Origin of the sequence: Nostoc foliaceum FACHB-393 (assembly GCF_014698505.1) — a bacterium.
GTDB lineage: Bacteria > Cyanobacteriota > Cyanobacteriia > Cyanobacteriales > Nostocaceae > Nostoc > Nostoc foliaceum_A.
On record NZ_JACJTD010000013.1, the window covers coordinates 71,606 to 90,602 of the forward strand.

Annotated in this window: 17 protein-coding genes and 1 pseudogene; 9 read left to right on the plus strand and 9 right to left on the minus strand. The window is 42.6% G+C overall.

Annotated elements, in window-relative coordinates; translation table 11 throughout:
- Positions 1-91: 91 nt before the first annotated feature.
- Positions 92-442: a DUF952 domain-containing protein gene (locus H6G92_RS13285; RefSeq protein WP_190894148.1), complete on the minus strand. Its 351-nt coding sequence runs from the start codon at positions 440-442 to the stop codon at positions 92-94.
- Positions 443-454: 12 nt separating this feature from the next.
- Between H6G92_RS13285 and H6G92_RS13290 the strand changes: the two genes are divergently transcribed.
- The 3 genes from H6G92_RS13290 to H6G92_RS13300 all read left to right on the plus strand — a co-directional run bounded on the left by H6G92_RS13290 (position 455) and on the right by H6G92_RS13300 (position 4,072).
- Positions 455-742 carry a glutaredoxin family protein gene (locus H6G92_RS13290; RefSeq protein ID WP_190894149.1) on the plus strand — a complete coding sequence of 96 codons (288 nt, stop codon included), beginning with the start codon at positions 455-457 and terminating at the stop codon, positions 740-742.
- 53 nt (positions 743-795) lie between these two features.
- Positions 796-2,304: a UDP-N-acetylmuramoyl-L-alanyl-D-glutamate--2,6-diaminopimelate ligase gene (locus H6G92_RS13295; protein WP_190894150.1), complete on the plus strand. Its 1,509-nt coding sequence runs from the start codon at positions 796-798 to the stop codon at positions 2,302-2,304.
- Between the two features lie 298 nt (positions 2,305-2,602).
- Positions 2,603-4,072: a DICT sensory domain-containing protein gene (locus H6G92_RS13300; RefSeq protein ID WP_190894151.1), complete on the plus strand. Its 1,470-nt coding sequence runs from the start codon at positions 2,603-2,605 to the stop codon at positions 4,070-4,072.
- Between the two features lie 195 nt (positions 4,073-4,267).
- On the opposite strand, the pseudogene H6G92_RS13305 reads toward H6G92_RS13300, so the two are convergent.
- Positions 4,268-4,957, minus strand: a pseudogene (locus H6G92_RS13305) (AIM24 family protein).
- Between the two features lie 399 nt (positions 4,958-5,356).
- The gene (locus H6G92_RS13310; protein ID WP_190894152.1) at positions 5,357-6,817 is read right to left on the minus strand and encodes a sensor histidine kinase; all 1,461 of its coding nucleotides are present in this window, start codon (positions 6,815-6,817) and stop codon (positions 5,357-5,359) included.
- A gap of 266 nt (positions 6,818-7,083) precedes the next feature.
- Here H6G92_RS13310 and H6G92_RS13315 point away from each other — a divergent pair, with 266 nt between their 5' ends.
- The 3 genes from H6G92_RS13315 (at position 7,084) to H6G92_RS13325 (ending at position 11,395) form a co-directional block, all read left to right on the plus strand.
- Positions 7,084-7,899, plus strand: coding sequence for an SDR family oxidoreductase (locus tag H6G92_RS13315; RefSeq protein ID WP_190894153.1), 816 nt, complete (start codon positions 7,084-7,086; stop codon positions 7,897-7,899).
- A gap of 683 nt (positions 7,900-8,582) precedes the next feature.
- Entirely contained in the window at positions 8,583-10,487 is a 1,905-nt protein-coding gene (dnaK, locus tag H6G92_RS13320; protein ID WP_190894154.1) for a molecular chaperone DnaK, read from the plus strand.
- Between the two features lie 251 nt (positions 10,488-10,738).
- Entirely contained in the window at positions 10,739-11,395 is a 657-nt protein-coding gene (locus tag H6G92_RS13325; RefSeq protein WP_190894155.1) for an acetoacetate decarboxylase family protein, read from the plus strand.
- Positions 11,396-11,668: 273 nt separating this feature from the next.
- Here the strand turns inward: H6G92_RS13325 and H6G92_RS13330 are convergent, their stop codons facing one another.
- Positions 11,669-12,046 (minus strand): hypothetical protein, encoded by a 378-nt coding sequence (locus H6G92_RS13330; protein WP_190894156.1) that lies wholly within the window; start codon positions 12,044-12,046, stop codon positions 11,669-11,671.
- 649 nt (positions 12,047-12,695) lie between these two features.
- Entirely contained in the window at positions 12,696-13,367 is a 672-nt protein-coding gene (locus H6G92_RS13335) for a LuxR C-terminal-related transcriptional regulator (protein ID WP_190894157.1), read from the minus strand.
- A 100-nt stretch (positions 13,368-13,467) separates the two neighbouring features.
- Between H6G92_RS13335 and H6G92_RS13340 the strand changes: the two genes are divergently transcribed.
- The gene (locus H6G92_RS13340) at positions 13,468-14,124 is read left to right on the plus strand and encodes a DUF3386 domain-containing protein (protein ID WP_190894158.1); all 657 of its coding nucleotides are present in this window, start codon (positions 13,468-13,470) and stop codon (positions 14,122-14,124) included.
- Between the two features lie 945 nt (positions 14,125-15,069).
- Here H6G92_RS13340 and H6G92_RS13345 read toward each other — a convergent pair.
- The 3 genes from H6G92_RS13345 to H6G92_RS13355 all read right to left on the minus strand — a co-directional run bounded on the left by H6G92_RS13345 (position 15,070) and on the right by H6G92_RS13355 (position 17,305).
- Entirely contained in the window at positions 15,070-15,594 is a 525-nt protein-coding gene (locus H6G92_RS13345; protein WP_242059119.1) for a hypothetical protein, read from the minus strand.
- Between the two features lie 18 nt (positions 15,595-15,612).
- A complete protein-coding gene (locus H6G92_RS13350) occupies positions 15,613-16,893 on the minus strand; it encodes an acetyltransferase (RefSeq protein ID WP_190894159.1) in 1,281 nt (426 codons plus the stop codon).
- 184 nt (positions 16,894-17,077) lie between these two features.
- Positions 17,078-17,305, minus strand: coding sequence for a hypothetical protein (locus tag H6G92_RS13355; RefSeq protein WP_190894160.1), 228 nt, complete (start codon positions 17,303-17,305; stop codon positions 17,078-17,080).
- Positions 17,306-17,709: 404 nt separating this feature from the next.
- On the opposite strand from H6G92_RS13355, the gene H6G92_RS13360 reads away from it, so the two are divergent.
- Both H6G92_RS13360 and H6G92_RS13365 read left to right on the plus strand, forming a co-directional pair.
- Positions 17,710-17,964, plus strand: coding sequence for a transposase (locus tag H6G92_RS13360; RefSeq protein WP_190894161.1), 255 nt, complete (start codon positions 17,710-17,712; stop codon positions 17,962-17,964).
- On the plus strand, positions 17,955-18,179 hold the full coding sequence (locus H6G92_RS13365; protein WP_190894162.1) for a transposase: 225 nt from the start codon (positions 17,955-17,957) through the stop codon (positions 18,177-18,179). The genes H6G92_RS13360 and H6G92_RS13365 overlap by 10 nt, the downstream gene beginning before the upstream one ends.
- A 4-nt stretch (positions 18,180-18,183) precedes the next feature.
- Here H6G92_RS13365 and H6G92_RS13370 read toward each other — a convergent pair whose 3' ends face one another.
- The gene (locus H6G92_RS13370; protein WP_190894163.1) at positions 18,184-18,996 is read right to left on the minus strand and encodes an alpha/beta fold hydrolase; all 813 of its coding nucleotides are present in this window, start codon (positions 18,994-18,996) and stop codon (positions 18,184-18,186) included.
- Position 18,997: the final 1 nt, after the last annotated feature.

An 18,997-nucleotide genomic window follows, 5' to 3' on the forward strand; every position in this document is an offset into this window, starting at 1 on the left:
GATTGCAACACATCCTTGGGTAAAGGTAAAGACGCGATGAATCGCGTCTCTACAAATGGTCTATTTGTCGCATTCTTTTTTCAAATTGGTATTATTCTAAACTTATAACCTCTTTCGGCAACATAAAAAATCCATCCTTCCCCGATTCAAAATCAACAACCTGAAACACAGCATCAATATTTAACTCACCATAAATATGAGGAAATAAATTATCTACCTCCGCAGCTTCATAACGAATTTCAGCTTTAACTTGTTCAGAATCAATGCAAAGAATTACCAAACCCTTTTGATTGACAAAAAAACGATTAGCAACCCAGATAACTTGTGCTGCTGTCGAACAGTGGATAAATCCTTCCGAGTCTAACGTATCACCCCGATAGGTTCCGAGGATTTTTGCTTGTTCCCATTGTTCGCGTTTGGTGATATGTAGAATAATGTTCATAGTAATTAACTAATGCGATTAATTTTATACAGTAAACCCGGCTGTCATTTATGTGAAGGCTTGCAAGAAAAGCTAGAACAAATCCAAAATCTTAGTTTTGAGTTGGAAGTTAGGGATATTACGACTCGTGAAGATTGGTTCGCGGCGTATGAGTATGAGGTGCCGGTACTTTATTTATCGAACCGCCAAGCCGCCAAGGGCGCGGAGGGAGAAATTATAGAAGCACCATTGCCGCGTCCTTCTCCTCGTGCTAGTGTGCAGCAGTTGGAGCAAATGTTGCGTAAGTATTTAGCCAATTAGAAAAAAATAATGCAGAATAAGCGCAAGATCAAGAAGGTGACGAGGTTCACAAAATGAAATTGCGGGAATTACTAACGGCGGTAGATAGTGTTGAACAATTGCCTAGCCATCCGACTTTGGAGGATGTGGAAGTTAGGGGTTTGAAGACCAATTCCCATGCTTGTGGTGTGGGAGATTTGTTTATTGGGATGCCAGGAACGCGGGTTGATGGTGGGGAATTTTGGCAAAGTGCGATCGCATCCGGGGCTGTAGCTGCGATCGTTTCTCCCGAAGCTGCACAAAAAAATCCTCCCACAAATGAGGCTGTAGTCATTAGTGCAAGTAACATAACTCAAGCTTGTGCCCAGATAGCCAGTGCTTTTTATGGTTATCCAGGGCGAAAACTCAAGCTAGTGGGTGTGACTGGTACAAATGGCAAAACTACAACAACTCATCTGATTGAATTTCTGCTCATCAAAGCTAATCTAGCTACAGCTTTGATGGGAACTCTCTACACTCGTTGGGCAGGTTTTGAGCAAACTGCTGCCCACACTACGCCCTTTGCGGTGGAACTGCAACAGCAACTAGCAGAGGCTGTAAATGCTGGTAGTGAGTTTGGGGTGATGGAAGTAAGTTCCCACGCTTTGGCCCAAGGTAGAGTCTTAGGTTGTGAATTTGATGTGGCGGTGTTCAGTAATCTTACTCAAGACCATCTCGATTATCACACCGATATGGAAGATTACTTTGCCGCCAAAGCGTTGTTATTTAGCCCTGATTATCTCAAGGGACGAGCAATAATTAATGCTGATGATTCTTACGGAAAGCGGTTAATTGCCTCGTTAGATTCTGAGCGCGTTTGGAGTTACAGTGTCAACGACAACAGCGCTGATTTATGGATGAGTGATTTAAGTTACCAGCCGAATGGTGTCAGTGGTACATTACATACACCAAAAGGTGACGTAGCTTTTCGATCGCCTTTAGTCGGACAATATAATTTAGAAAATCTTCTAGCAGCCGTAGGAGCAGTTTTACAGTTAGGGCTAGATTTGCAGTTAGTAGCGTCTGTGATACCTGAGTTCCCAGGAGTCCCCGGACGAATGGAACGGGTACAGATTCTACCTAACCAAGATATTAGCGTGATCGTGGATTATGCCCACACACCTGATAGTTTGGAAAATTTGCTGAAAGCTGCACGCCCCTTTATACCTGGTAAGGTGATTTGCGTGTTTGGTTGTGGAGGCGATCGCGATCGCACTAAGCGCCCAAAAATGGGTAAAATTGCTGCTGAGTTAGCTGATGTGGCAGTGGTGACATCGGATAATCCCCGGACTGAAGATCCAGAACGGATTTTGCAAGATATTTTAGCGGGAATTGCTGACACAGTTCAGCCAACTGTAATTTGCGATCGGGCTACTGCTATTCGTACCGCTATTTTACAAGCACAACCCGGTGATGGAGTGTTGCTTGCTGGTAAAGGTCACGAAGACTACCAAATTCTTGGTACTGAAAAAATCCATTTTGATGATCGAGAACACGCACGCGACGCTTTACACCAAAGGCTGAACATAAGTAGGTTGGCGTAAATAATTATCGTTGGAAAAAGGCAGGGGGCAGGGGGCAGGGGGCTGGGCGAGAAAGGGTTTGAGCCTTGTTTACTTTTCTTCACTCAGTTTGGTTTTATTGTGCCGACTTACTTACAAGCCTAATTCCAACTAGGGGCGCACATCTGTACGCCCCTAAAATATGTACTCTAGACAACTAAAATCGCCCATAATTCATAGTTAATATTTATTTCCGTGGGGATTTTGTAAAAAATGCACACATAAAGGTGAAAATCGAAGACAGAATTATTTCTTGCTTCATCCTTGTTGTGCTTGACTCATGAATGTTTCTCTGGCTAAGGATCTGTCTGTTTATCAACTGGTTATGGGTGTGCAAGCGCCTCCTAAACCATTGTCCCTCAGTCCTGCTACTCTGCTATCACTGGTGAGAGCGCAAATTGACTTACTAATTGAGCAGCAAATTGCAGCCACTTTATGGGTAAAGCTACCACCAGAAAAAATTTGGCAATCAGAATTAGCGCGTTATCAATCCTCGGTAGGTGCATCTAGTCTGATTTATACTTGCCAGATTGACGAGAGTGGGAAAGGGGGAGATGAAGGAGCAGGGGAAGCAGGGGAAGAAAATACCCCCTCATCTTCCTCATCTCCCTCATCTTCTTCATCCGCTCATTATGTTCCTGTTCACTTAGCACCAGATAGCCAACTGCGACGGGAAAACTTTCTGATGGTGTTATCGCCCCAGTTTTGCAGTTTAGTTTTGGCTCATCGACCACTTAAAAAACGCAAAAATCAGACATCGGTGAAGGTAAATACTAATAAAAGCCAGCCGTTACTGATTATAAGTACTGTTGAGGGGAGAATAATTCAGCAAGTATTAGATGGTATCCAACAGGCGATTGCGCCAGAATCATCCGCAATACCTGTTGATTTTACTTGTCCAACTGCGCCCCAAGCCGCACTGATGAATCAGCTGTTCGCAAAACAACTCCTGCGACAAGATGAGATTAATCGTCAAATCATCACAGTCCGCACCACCAAGTTGCAGCAGCTAAATCAAGAATTGCACAACAAAGAGCAACTCCAAGATGAATATTTGAAGAATCTATGTCAGGAACTGCGTACACCCCTGACTCATATGAAGACAGCACTTTCGTTATTGAATTCCCCTAATCTTAAACCCCCGCAGCGACAACGTTATTTACAGATGTTAAATACCCAGTGCGATCAGCAAAATTCCCTGATTACTGGTTTGTTGGAACTAGTGCAGTTGGAACGTAATTTAGAGGGAACAACTTTGGAGTCGGTGCGGCTCTCAGATATTGTGCCTGGAGTAGTCAGCACCTACCAACCTGTAGCCCAAGAAAAAGGGATTATGCTAGCCTACACCGTACCTACTGAACTTCCATCTATTTTGTGTGTGAGCGGTGGGCTGAGGCAGATTGTGATTAATCTGCTGCACAACAGCATTAAGTTTACCCCGAATGGGGGTGAAGTATGGGTACGTGCCCGAATTCAAGGCGATCATGTCCAATTAGAATTCCGCGACACAGGTATCGGTATTGCCGAAAGCGAGATTTCTAAAATCTTTGATCGGTTTTATCGTGTGCGTACAGCAGCAACTGAAGATTATGGTGGTGCTGGGTTGGGGTTAACAATTGTACAGCAATTGCTGGTGCGCTGTGGCGGTTCTATTTCTGTGAAAAGTAAATTATATGAAGGTTCCACATTTACAGTGCAACTGCCAAGCGTTGGCGATACCCCAAGAGCGATCGCTACAGAACATGAGTGATGAGTTATGATTATCCCCTAAGTTAACTTTGTGGTGCTATACAATTTTGCCTTTGTTCAACATCACAAATTTAGGCATAATCTATCTGCTTTATAAAGTTAATAAAAGGAATTAAAATTTTAATAAACAGCTGATTATTTGAACTGGGAATAATTAGTTTTTAATTCCTTAATTTTTCCAGTTTACTGATGATTCTTAGCTAGAAGTTTTTGGTATCGCGGCGGTAATTTGGCGGAGCATCATGACTTGCCAATAAGGTATAGGAGCCAGCAATACAGTACCATTTCCTTCAAAAGTATTGACGAGAAACTCACCAGAAGACATCGAACCTAAAAGAGATTTGGTAGCTTTCTCAACGCGATAATTTAAAGTACTTGTGCGAGCGATGCCTGCGGCGGGCTACGCCTACGCAAAATTTCCATCGACAACTAATCGGTCATTGCGTAAATTTATTACTTCTACAGGGCCTTGTGCCGCCATTACCACTGTACCCTTGCCTTTGACTTTTGTTTGAAACAAGCCCTCGCCACCCATTAAACCTGATACAAGTTTGTTTCGTTCAATTCCTACTTCTACAGTGCCATCACTAGCCCAATAAGCACCACTATCTAAAATCCATTCACTACTGTCTAATTCTAGGATGTGATATCCCGATAAAGAAGGTTCTAAATATAATTCACCTGTACCTGTATATGTAGGACGGAAAATGTTTTCTCCCGTGGCTAGGGATTTTAAAAAACCGCCTGCTGAAGGGGCTTTAGATTGCATCTGAATGTTGCCACGTATATAGTACATAGCACCAGATTCAGTCCGTACTGTTTCGTTTTGCAAAGTTACCTTGACTAAACGTAAGCTTTCTTTTTCGATTATTTCAAAACTTGCCATAATTTTCCTTTTGATTTTTGTAGAAATGTATACTTGGCTCTTAGCCAGAATTTATATACATTTTTGGCATCTATTTTTACAGATGGCAAGTCAGAAAAATTTAAACAAATTTCTAAAAAAAGTGTATTTGCTGAAAATAGATTATTTGTGTTTATTTGCAAACTGCTGTGTACTGACTATTTAATTTAACCTGAGTTCGACGGGTTTTAACTGGAAGTCCCTTAGTCAAATAAAAAACCTCTAAATATAAAACGTTTTACTAAGTAAAAACTGTCCCTCTGGAACGAGCGGGAGGGACAGACTTGAACTTTAGTTTAAGGCAGCGAGAGGTTTGTTGAACTCACGTTAATTTAGAGTGAATATTTATAATTTTGAAAAATAGTTAATGACTATTGACATCTAACATTTAACTCCTGACTTCTGCTTACTGCTAACTTCTAAGGGGAGGAAAATCGTCAAAACTTCCCCATAGTGTGGACGCTGGCGCACAATCAGTTTGCCACCTATCGCCTGAAACAAATGCTTGGTTGCGGCGATATTCAAACTAATCGTACCCGTTTCTGGTTGGAACATCAGCAATTGGCCTAGAGCTTTGCGAATTGGTGGCGTTGCAGGGATGGCGGCTTTACTTGAATCTTTGCACCCGAATTGGGGCGATAATTGTAACTTTAATTGATCTCCCGCCGGGATAACTTGTACTTGAATATGGCTACCAGCAGGTAAGCTGCGAGTAAAATTCTCTATCAAACCAGTGAGTACCTGATCCAACATCATGGGATTGCTTACCACTGTTGGTAGTTGTTGGGGTAAAACAACATTTAAAGTTAAGTTCCGCCGATGCGCTGCTTGTTCCCAACGGGGAATGCTCTGCTGCAACACTTGATCTAAAGACATCGGTGTGAGTTGAGCTTTTGACGATTTTGCCGAGGCAGTAGTTTCTAATTCTGCTGCCTTAAAAAGCAACTCCATACGGTCAATTTGCTCAGTACACTCGTGATCGATAATTTTTAAGCGATGGATCACGCTGGCATCTAAATCTCGCCGCTTCAGCAGTAGGCGAGTCATGGTGCGAATAGTTGTTAAAGGTGTGCGGACTTCGTGAGCGAAAGCTTGGAGCAATTCTACATCAGGATTTGGGGATTGGGCTTTGGGGATTGGGCATGAGTTATTTTCTTTGTCCTCCTTGTCTCCAGTTCCTAGTAAAGAGTCCTTAGTCTCTTCTGCTTCTGTTAATTCTTGAAGCAACAACTGGCTAAACTGAACCATGATGCGGCAGTCTGGTGCTACCGGAGAATATTGTTGTACCAATGCATCCAGGCGGGCAAAAAATTCTGGATTAACCAGCATTACCCTTGCTCCTAGCGATCGCCAAGCCTGCTGCACTACCTCTGGCTCAAAAGAAAATGAAAAGGTTTTTTTACCGTTTTTGTGGGTTTCTAAAACCAGTACTAATCTAAATTTATCTGTAAAAACTAAGCAAAACTGTTCTGTCCCCAGCGGATCGGCAGGTAATAAGGGAAGTACCGATTCATGGGGAGCGATTTCTTCATTGACAGAGGCGATTGCATCTGGCATCTGAAATGGCATCAGCGCCAAGGGGTTAAATGGTTTTGCCGTAAAAGTTACTGTTTGTAAGCTTTGAGTTAGTTTTGGCTGACTAAATAAGGGTGCTGGTGCAGCTAAAACTAATCCTTGGGTTGTGTCTCTTGAAGCAGCTGCTAAAGTATTTAATAGCAAATGTTCTGTCGCTGCTAGGCTGACACGCCACTGCCGCTCTGCTTTAGCAGGTGAACATTCAGCCACACTTGATTGATTTTCAGCCAAGATTTCGCTCAGGCTTGGCAACATCCATTTGTACACAGGCTTTCACCCCTTAATTCAAGAGTGACTAACAGCGTCTAGGGTAGACATCTCACTACTACCTAAGAGGTTATAGCTATTTGTGTACTGATGACAGGGGTAGAACCGAACAATTCGGGCGCAATTTCCCCTCTAACTGCGATGTCTACGACGGGCTACGCCTACGCAGTTATGAATTGAAAAACACTCGCGCTGATTTTTACCGATAGGAATTGCGATCGCATTTTTTTGAGTAGATTAACAATAGACCATCTCAAAGGCAGTTTATGAATTCTTTTGATTCAGTTGAAGATTTGGTACTAGTTGCTGGTGCTACTGGTGGAGTAGGGCAATTAGTGGTAGGCAAATTACTGGAAAAGGGTTTGAAAGTTCGTGTTCTGACACGCAATGCCGCAAAAGCCGAAGAAATGTTCAACCAGAGAGTGGAAATTGCCGTTGGTGACATCCGCCAGCCAGCTACACTCCCAGCCGCAACACAAAATGTCACCCACATTATCTGCTGTACTGGAACCACCGCCTTTCCCTCTGCGCGATGGGAGTTTGACCAATCCCCGAACTTGATTGAATGGGGAATCACTTTCCTGAACCCTCAATCTAGTGAAGCAAAAGCAAAGAATAGCCCAGCAAAGGTCGATGCCCAAGGTGTCAGCAACCTAGTTACAGCAGCACCCAGAAATTTGCAGCGATTCGTTTTCGTCTCTTCCTGTGGAATTCTCCGTAAAAATCAGTTTCCTTTTAGTATTCTTAATGCTTTTGGTGTCTTAGATGCCAAACAGAAGGGCGAGGAGTCCATTATTAATTCAGGATTACCCCACACCATCATCCGCCCAGGACGACTCATTGACGGACCTTATACTTCATACGACCTCAACACCCTCCTCAAGGCAAAAACAGGGGGTAAATACGGTGTAGTCGTAGGTACTGGCGATACACTTTCGGGTGATACCAGCCGGATTGACGTAGCAAACGCTTGTGTGGAATGCCTTTTCCAGCCAAGTAGTTCTAGGAAAATTTTTGAAATTGTTAACCAAGGAAAAAGACCACCTGTGATTGACTGGGAAACTCTTTTTTCCTCGCATTAATCATAAATTTTACCTCCTCCCCATTTATCCCCAACAACTTTCGGTTGCAAGAGCTACCACCGCAATGCGGAATTAAAAATTAAAAATTAAAAATGAATACAACATAAGAGTTTCGTTGATTTGGAATGATTAGTTTATTTCCGGCGTGTTGTACTAGGTAATTGCAGCAGCGATTGTGTCATCCACACCGTGGATTCAAAATGGCAGCAAATTTACGACCACGAAAAATACTAAATATTGCTGAATATACGGAATTACGGAAGCGATGCCTGCGGTTCTTGCTAGCCTACGCGCCTTTTAATTTTGTTCTATCCTCAGTGTTTCTGTAATTTATTACCTCTAAAGACGGCAAACACCACTCTACCGTTACGGTTCACCCTAATTACTGAAAGTATTAATTCTCATACATTAGACAGAGTGAAGGCAAATCAATCCATGAAACAACTAAAAAAACTATTTAGTTAGTTTAACCGTCCTAAGCAAGGTTCGGGAAACCACCCTTCATGGACTGGCTAACACTAAGCTTCAGTATATATATCAGCATATCTGGAGTTTTAACCCCAGGAAAGCCAAACCAAAGGTATTCATGCTGAACTGGCTGATTTATTGACCCTATTGGTTCAAAATTTAGTCCTTTATATTCTCATTCATTCATTTGTAGTTATACGGAGCCAGCACCTAAAATGGCAAAAGTAGTTGGAATTGACTTAGGAACAACGAACTCCTGCGTGGCAGTGATGGAAGGTGGTAAACCCACAGTAATTGCTAATGCTGAAGGTTTTCGGACAACGCCATCAGTAGTCGCATTTGCGAAAAATGGCGACAACTTGGTTGGTCAAATCGCCAAGCGCCAAGCGGTGATGAACCCCGAAAATACGTTTTACTCAGTCAAACGCTTTATCGGACGCCGCTTCGAGGAAGTGAGTAACGAAGCTACGGAAGTTTCTTACAAAGTCCTCAGCAGCAACGGCAATGTCAAATTAGATTGTCCGATAGCTGGTAAACCGTTTGCTCCTGAAGAAATTTCTGCAAAAGTTCTTCGCAAACTAGTTGAAGACGCCAGCAAATACCTGGGTGAAACTGTAACCCAAGCTGTAATTACCGTTCCCGCGTACTTCAACGACTCCCAGCGGCAAGCGACAAAAGACGCTGGCAAAATTGCAGGTATTGAAGTTCTACGGATTATCAACGAGCCTACTGCTGCTTCTCTAGCATACGGATTTGACAAGAAGAGTAACGAAACCATTCTCGTGTTTGACCTTGGTGGTGGTACCTTCGACGTATCCGTGCTGGAAGTAGGAGATGGAGTTTTTGAAGTACTAGCCACATCTGGTGATACTCACCTCGGTGGTGACGACTTTGATAAAAAAATAGTTGACTTCTTAGCTGAGAAGTTCAAAAAAGCCGAAGGCATTGAGCTACGGAAAGACAAGCAAGCTTTACAACGTCTGACTGAAGCCGCAGAAAAAGCCAAAATTGAGCTTTCTAGCGTTACCCAAGCAGAAATCAACTTACCATTTATCACCGCTACCCAGGATGGGCCGAAGCACCTAGATACAACCCTGACTCGCGCTCAGTTTGAAGAACTTTGCTCTGACTTAATCGACCGTTGCCGTATTCCTGTGGAAAACGCCCTTCGGGATGCCAAGTTAAACAAAGGTGATATTGATGAAGTGGTGTTAGTTGGTGGTTCTACCCGCATTCCTGCTGTGCAACAAATTGTGAAGCAGGTATTGGGTAAAGACCCTAACCAAACCGTCAACCCTGATGAAGTCGTAGCAGTTGGTGCAGCTATTCAAGCCGGGGTACTAGCTGGTGATGTAACTGGCATCTTGCTGTTAGACGTGACACCGCTATCTTTGGGTGTTGAAACATTGGGCGGCGTGATGACCAAAATTATCCCCCGCAACACAACAATTCCCACCAAGAAATCAGAAGTCTTCTCCACTGCTGTGGATGGACAAACCAACGTAGAAATTCACGTCCTCCAAGGTGAACGCGAATTCTCTAACGATAACAAGAGCTTGGGAACCTTCCGCCTCGATGGTATTCCTCCTGCGCCACGTGGCGTTCCTCAAATTGAAGTGGTGTTCGATATTGATGCTAACGGTATCCTTAACGTCACCGCTAAGGATAAAGGTACTGGTAAAGAACAGTCCATCAGCATAACTGGCGCTTCCACCCTGGATAAAAATGATGTTGACCGGATGGTGAGAGAAGCTGAACAAAACGCTTCATCTGACAAAGAACGGCGTGAGAAGATTGAACGCAAGAACCAAGCCGACTCCTTGGCATACCAAGCTGAAAAGCAGCTACAAGAATTGGGCGATAAAGTTCCCGATGCTGACAAGACCAAAGTCGAAGGCTTAGTGAAAGAACTGCGCGAAGCAGTTGCTAAAGAAGATGATGAGCAAATCAAGAAGCTCACCCCAGAATTGCAACAAGCGCTATTCGCTGTTGGTAGCAACATCTATCAACAAGCTGGTGGCGGTGCTACACCTGGTGCTGAACCCCAAGATGGTGGTTCCACATCTAGCTCTGGTAGCGGCGACGATGTAATTGACGCTGACTTTACAGAGAGCAAGTAATTCCCTACTTCTTTTGGGAAGATTATTTTGTCCCACCTCATATTACCCACCTAAGCAAATGCCTGGGTGGGGATTTTTTTTTAGGAGTTATGAATTAAAAGTTAGGAGTTTGAAGTTAGAGTTAGGAGTAGAGACGCGATTAATCGTGTCTGTACAGGAGTTTGAAGTTTGAGTAAAACTAATATTAGTAACTCTTAATCTTAATTCTTAACTTTATTCCTAACTCCTCACTATTAACTCCTAACTCTCTTATGCCATATCCCCAAGCACCTTGGACACTTCAAGGCTACGCTATCCAAACTCTGCATTTAGTGAATATTGACCGAGTGCGCCCTTTGATTCCCTTAGAGTTAGAAATTATTTCTGTATGGCCTGGTAAAACCCTTGGTAGTGTGTATTTATCTAATTACGGGTCAGGTTCGGTACTGGAGTATAGTGAGTTAATTGTTGCCCCCGCCTTGGTTAATTATCAAAGAAAAATTGGTGGTTGGGTTTCCCATATTTATGTAGATAATGCTGATTCGGTGGCTGGCGGTCGAGAAATTTGGGGACTACCAAAGGAACTAGCTGAGTTTACCTGGGAACAAGGAAAGCATGTCACTGCGCATCAGGGAAACCGGAAGTTGTGTAGTCTTAAATATAATCGGCAAAGCTTGGCATGGAAACAGGGGTTAAGTGCCTCTGGTTTCAGCGCCAAGGGTGCTGATTTGCTGATATTCCCTGCTGAATTTGAGTCTCTGTTGGGTTTGATTGGTTCTAAATTAGAAATCCCCGCCGAAAGTCCTTTTTCTGGAATAGGTTTAGGTCAGCCTTGGTTAACTGTGCGTTGTGAGCAGATGAGTCTGCGGGTTGATGCGCCAAAAGTAGTCTGTCAATCAAACCGCAACGCGAGAGTGATTAGTCATTAGTCATTAGTCTTTGAGATACCACGCTCACTCTTTAACGTGGTTTGAATTAGTCCGTTATAAAAAGTTTTTCCGCCCAAAAGAGACGGGGTATGCACCAATGACTAATGACCAATTACCAATGACTATCTAATCAAACTTTATTGTTTGAACGCCATTCTGATTAATTTAAGATTGGCTGATTTAGGAAGGCGATCGCAGGTATATTGATTTCCGTTAATCGAGCTTATTCTTGTTAGTTTAACTAACATTTTTGTTGCTATCAACGAAAAATAATTAACTAACTGACCAATAAAGTTGATAATTCTCTATAGTAAATTTCCCATTATTGGAAGACATTTTGAAAAAGAAGTAATAATCTCCTGGCTCCCAAATACTAAATTCTCCCTCTTGTTCTTGAGCGGTAGCTGTCGAACCACCATTGGGGATAGTCATGCTAGCAATTTGTGTTCTATTCTCTGCTCTCATCAGAAAAACTTCCAGCAGGCAGAAACCCTTTATTTCGGCGGAATAACGGATTCTGAAGCGGATTTTTCCCCCATTACGTAGGGTTTTTTGAATAGAAAAATTTTTAGTTTGAAGAGGATTACCAGACAGTTGAATGTCTTGACCTTGCGTTAAGATATGGGTCTGGGTTTGATCAAGTGAACTCATTAATTTTCCTCCTCACAAATAATAGACTTTCTTGAGATAATTGGATTGTTGACAAATGTTTTTTCCTGTCAAGTTCGTATTTTCTCGCCACTACCAAGAAAATGCAATGACAGATAAGACAGTTAAGAGATTGATTGCAACAAATAGAATCCAGGCTTAAGCATTAACTAGATATTTAATCCTCTTAGTTGCCAAGCCCCTAGTGATTTTAGGACTTGGGTACTCTAAAAATTTCTAATCGTTCAAATTAAGAAAAATACGTCGTTTTATGCTTCTCTGGATTACCTTTTACCAAGAAAGAATTCAGGAGTCATATCATTTCACTTTAAAAATGATACAAATACGCTGGTAGGGGCATTACTATGTCCTGACGAGAAATCTATATATATGACAATACGGTTCAGTTAAGGCTAAAACTCTTTGTCAAAGTCAATTTTTTTAACGAACCGCCAAGGACGCAAAGGACGCAAAGAGAAGAAAGAAATGCTTAACTGAACTGTATTGATATATATGAGGATTTTCGTGAATTGGTATCAGCAACCAATACAGGTAGCGTTAAACAAAGTGAAACCACTAAATATGCAGATTTAATGGTCAACAAGAAAGTGGCGGGTTTGAATCCCTCATTAAAAGATTGCTGCATTCTTCTTCAAGAAACGTGTATATCTTGCAGCCTTGCTACCATTTCTGCACGCGCCGAAACCTTCAGCTTACGAAACATCCTCTTCAAAGCTTGTTTGACGGAATTTTGCGTAATCCAAAGTTTTTCCCCAATTTCCGCATTCGTCAACCCCTGCGCCACTAACTCGGCAATTTCTAACTCACGCGTTGTTAGAGGGCTTACTAAAAAGGAATTGGATATTTTTGGTTTTGCCCGTAGAGTTGCCATTTTCGCTGATAAATGAATGCATAAGGCACTCAAATCAGCTAAATCGTTGCCATTAAAAGCAGGATTTCCCTTGTCACGAGCCAAGTTGAGCGTTCCGACAAGACGACCATCGCAAACTATCGGCCCGGTCATTACGTGTTCGTGATCGGAACGCGAGCAAAAATGCTTCCAGTCTCCTGGTGATAATAATAACTGCTCATGGGCGGGAGCATGACGCTCAACCACGTAGCGCCCGACTGGATTGCTTTCTAAGCATACTGCCGGAATACCCTGAACATCGATTTGGGCCGTTGGTTGCTCATCTAGAAGATAAATACCCCAATTTTGCACACCAAAATGCTTACCAATTTTATCCGTGAGAGCTAGTCTTAATTCTTGCTCATTTTGGACATTGGCGATCGCATGAAATACGGCGTGGAGAGAATTAACCATAAGTGTACCCAGTTGGGGACTATCCAAGCCTCAACAATTACTTCTATGCTAATACCAATAAAACTAAAACGCTAATTACAGTAGCGACTAGGAGAAGCACATGACAGTTACACAACTCTCTGCTCAGGAACTTTTCCGGGCTGCTTATGAAAACCGCTATACTTGGGACAAGAATTTCCCCGGTTATACTGCAAATATTACCTTTAAGCATGATGATAAGGTGTTTACAGGCAAAGTAATCATCAGTGCTAATCTCAAAGCCGAAGTTTTAGATGTAGGTGATGAGCCAGCCCAGAAGGCAATTCATGGTCAAGCATGGGAGATAGCAATTCACCGCGTCCGCCGCAGCTTTGAAGACACCCACAGCGCCAATACGTTTAGTTATGGCAAAACTGACGAAACTGGTGCAGTTGAGCTTTTAATTGGTGGTAAGGCTGAGGGCGATAAATATAAAGTCCGCAATAATGAAGTATGCCATGTTCACCGTCTAATCCACGGTACTTTCGTGACCATTGACACCTTCAGCAGTCACGACACTGGGGAAGGTTACCTATCCCACCGCTATGACTCTGTGTACCATGACCCCAAGACTGGGGAACAAAAGGGCGGTAGAAGCGAATTTACAGATGAGTATGAAAAAGTTGGTGACTATTTCATCCTAAATCGTCGCGAGATTCGCACTGAGACAGCAGGCCAAGTATCTATTCAGGAATTTATCTTCTCTGATATCAAATTGTTGGAACCTGTTGCTGTTTAAGCTGTATTTTGTAATCTAAAAATTAGCGTAGGCGCAGCCCACCGCAGGCATCGCTCTTTAGTTTAAAGGAGCGATCGCTTTTATTTTTGATGTTTTGAGTGATGAAGACGAGGTTTTTAAAATAGAGTTTGATATTTAGATAGGTCGAGGGGTAACAGTAATGTTTCCCCCTCCCATCGGAAACCGTGCATGAAGTAGGGTAGGTAGCCAGCTAGTTACCATTATTATTGGCACTTTTCCAACCACCCCCCTCCAAACTACGCATGACCGTTTCCGTATCACGTAGCTTTCCAGTAATCAAAACGTTTGAGAGCTTCACCATCGTAGCGTCCGTATTGGATTTTCTCGTGACACTGACGACAAACCACGAGGGCTTTTCATTTACGTGCTGATATTTTGACCATCCATTCTGGACGTTTTCCCTGCTACGGATAGAGAGATCGCTGCTACTGTTTTTGATTCCTTCTGATAGCCGCAGAAACTGACCCCGTTTTTAATTGAAGTAGGTGCTGAGTCAGGTCGGATTGAGTCAGCAAATGTAATATGGCTGGAGTACAACAAGGACAAAACAATGGTTCAAGGGGAAGCATGACTATTACTGTCTCAGATTTGTATATTGAGTTAGGTATTCATGGTGTATGTACTAACGACACCAGTATATGTGACGAACTAATTCAAGGGACTCTTATCAATCTTCTCGTTTTTCATGATGAGTTTAAAAGCTAAAATCCCACTATTCAACTGAATGGATAGGCAAAGTGTCGCAAATCTCATTGATCCATTGCGCTCCCAAATAGCAAAAGCTATTCTCATCAGAGAAAATCTCTCTTTTATGAAGGACAAGCACCTTTACTACGGTAGGTTCGCGCTGGGATTGCACCACAAACATTAGAAAAACTCACTCTCAGTGCTATCGTTGGTATCACAAAAGCTATTACAGGTGTTCTAAGTACCATTCAATTCAGAGGTAGTAGTTGCACCGACTGCCATTACTTGAGACCATTCACTGACGCGGTTGTTATCTAAAACGGCTCGCACTCGATAACCAAGCTGAATTTTATGCATTAGCAAGATCAAATCACGGTTGAGTAATCCTTGTGATTTTTGGTTTTCATTAGATGCAGCTTGGATACGAAAACAGCGATCGCTTTGACGTTTCAACTTTGGAGATTTCCCTTCCACAAGCACTGTTTGTAGTTCGTACTCTTTAGCTTCAGGATATGGTTCCCAGCAAAATTGCCAGTAAGTTGACCAGCGAATTAAGTCTGAGGGTAATTCCTCGACTTCATCCGACAATGTAGAGACAAGTCCGGTGACTGAAGGTTGTACAACTTGAGGCTGGTTTGAGGTGATTTCAGCAGCTATAGATGAACTGTCATCAACACCTAGTATCAATCCGAATATCAAAGTGAACAGCACAATCAATCGTAGGCATTGTAATTGCACCGACAATATTTTCCGATTCATCATGATGCAAAAGTCAGTTGCTTACCACTCCACAGGTAAAATCAGGCTGCCGTTGTCGGCATAGATTGTGCGAGAACGGATATGCGTTCTGGGAGCTACTGTAGAGTTGAAGACTGCGCTTCTTTGCCCAAGTGCTGAGTTGTTGCCGATGCTGGCGCGGAATATAACGGAGTTTGGGCCTAGCCCGACGTTATCACCTACGCTGGTTTCAGGGCCATTAGCAACACCATTGACAACCTGCCTACCGCCATGAACCAGAGCGCGAGGCCCATAACCAATTCCATTACCAAGAGTCAAACTAGTTGTTTCTAAAGCGTGAAAGACAACATCGTTTGCCATCCCAGCAATTGACCCAACATTAAAAGGTTCACCCTCATCAGCACGCAGCGAAATTCTGCTACCTATTTTGTTGTTGAGTGTTGTTAAAGAATCTTGGAAAGTGATGTTGCCGATAATGCGGTTACGAAAGTTTGGCTCACTAGTCAGAATTCCACCTATATTCGGCTGACCTCCAGAGTTAAAAGAGGTGGCAGGAGCATAATTTATCCCTTGTACGCTTGTCAAGTCTGCTCTGGCTAAGTCTGTATAACCTTTGGCAAATGTTTCATTGACTTCAATGATACCTTCCATTAATGCAACGTCTGCTTGTGTCAGGTTGACTACTTTCCCCAAACTGCCGCTAGTAGCTTGTAGGTTAGTTGTGACGTTTTTACCAGGCAGGACAACTTTACCAGAGGGTAAGGTAACACCAGGTCCAACTCGCGCGAGAAAGTTGACTACTGTGTTTTTTTCTACAGTTGCATCATCGATTTCACAGTTGAAGGCGAGAAATGTCTCTGGAATAGTGTTGCTGAACTGAGTATTGTTCACTGGGTCACTAAAAGGTCCGCTTAAACCTTGAGTACCAATTTTGGCTGCACCTTTGACAACGGCCATGTGTGCCATAATGACACGCTCGCCAATCTGCACTCCCGTTCCTGAAGCTGTGATTTTCACTTGGTCTTGAGCATTAGAATCTGCTGCAATACTAATAGGAGCATTAGTAGCATCTAACTGAGCAAATGGAGCAACGTAGACTTTTTCGCCCAAAATAATATTTGTGGGATTGGTGATTATTGCTGTTGGGTCAACAAAACTAGCTGATTCGGAAGGTGCGGTACTTGGGCATATAGGTAGGTTTCCCACAGTTGGATTACACGTTCCTCCAGCAGCTACTGCGGGTTGTATATATATCTGTGTGCTGATGGCAAATGCTAGGATAATTGCAGCTAAGGCACTAAAAATTGTGCGAGGTTTGAACATAGAAAGAAAAGTCCTCACGGGTTATGGAATATTTAGCTATGGGATAATCTGCGTTAATGAATGAGAGATTTATTCAGGCGATTTCTGGCAACAAGACGTAGAGCGTCTACGTAGGTTGATAAATTACCAAAAATTGCACTGCAACAGCCTCTATTGAGACTCTTTTTAAGTATGAGACAAATAATTAACCGCCCCAAAAACCTGCCAAATTGAAGAATATTCGTAAGACAGCTGATAATAAAAAGCCTAAAAGCGGCACTGAAATTGTCGTTGTTGCTCCAGCAACCGCATCATTGTAGACAGTCTCCCAAGCATCTGGCCCAGTTGTGGACTGTCCATATACTTTAGTAGTCACAGCTAACGTTAAGCTAAGTACACTTAAACCAACTAGTATTACGCGACGTTTCAACATTATTCCTTGTTACCTAATAGTTCGCCAAGTTTATTGGGTAAGGTAAAGCGAAAAGGTACAGGACATACTTAAACTTTTCGGTTTACCTAACTTAATAACTTTCAAATTTAATCAAGTACAAATTGCTACAACCAGCAATTAAGAATCTATTGTAATCTTATTTGCTGTTTAACACTAGAGCTTTAGGTATTGAAAAAAATTATGGAAATAATAAAAATAGTATTAAATTTATAATTGAAAACTGTGTTCACAAAACAATATTTTAATTAAAAAAGTCATCTATCTTAAGGAATAAAATTAGATTAATTGCTGCTAGTAAAAGATAATTATCTCTCCCGAAAATACAGGGTGTCGTCCCCGTGGCGTTGATCTACATGCGGTGATTAGTGCCATAGTGGCTACATGTGCTGGAAGACCATGAACCAAACCCAAGTGCGGCAATTGTAGATTGTCAATCTGTAGAGAATGGAACAATGGTATCGCTTGCTGTCGGTTTTGATTCTGGGAAACTCGTTAAGGGACGTAAACGGCATTTTTTAGTTGACACTCTAGGATTGGTTTTGATGGTTGTAGTCACCTCTGCTTATGAATCCGACAAAGCAGGGGCAAGAAAATTATTCACCCAAGCGAAGAACAGAATTAGCGTCGTTTGGCGCTAATTTGGGTTGATGCTGGGTATGAAGGCGAAGGCTTTATGAGATGGGTGATGGATACTTATCAACGGATTTTGGAGGTTGTACGTCGTCCGGCTAATACTAGAGGCTTTGTTCTTTTGCCAAAAGGTTGGGTTGTCGAACGTAGTTTTGGTTGGTTTAATTGGTATCGTAGATTGAGTAAAGACTACGAAATTTTTACAAAATTTTCAGCTATGTAGAAGGCTATCTTATGTAAGCTGGCTTCAACTTCCCCAAGAAGTTTAGCATGGCTGAAACCACAGTATCCGGCGACTCAATTAAGAAGCCATGACCTCCACCGTTGAGGACTAAAAGTTCAGCATTGGGAATGCCTTGAGCAAGTTGCTGGGAAAACTTTAGCGGGGTGAGAATGTCTTGTTTACCGACTAGAACTAGGGTAGGACAATGAATTTGTTGAAGGCGATCTGTTGTGTCAAAGTCAAGCATGGCTTGGCTATGATGATTGAGTGAATGAGTCGCAGGCGGGAAAGGATATCTGATTGCAAATTCGATCAGTCCTTCGATCATCCCAGGAATCGAGTAGAACGTATCTGTAAATATCCAGGGTAATACGACTTTTTCATAAAGTTTCAGGTCTACATTACCGCAGAGTTCGCTCCAAGTCTCAATGATGCTGTTAAACAATCTATCACCCTTAGCCAAGGATGAAAGTAGCATCAGACTTTGTACCTTTTCAGGATGTGCTAACACTAACTCTTGGGCTATCTGACCACCCATTGAATGACCTGCTAGATGCACCTTATCGATCGCAATGTGGTCGAGCAGTGCTGCAACGTCACTAGCCATTTGTTTGAGACTATACTGGCTTTCAGGAGCAGAACTTCGCCCCATACCTCGGTTGTCTAAGCGAATAACTTGATACTGCGAAACCAGCGATGGCATAAGCAGCGACCAATAGGCATGATCGCAAAGGAAGCCAGCTATTAGTAGCAAAGGCTCACCCTTTCCCTTAATGTCGTAGAACAAATCAATCCCGTTAATCTGAACTTTTGGCATA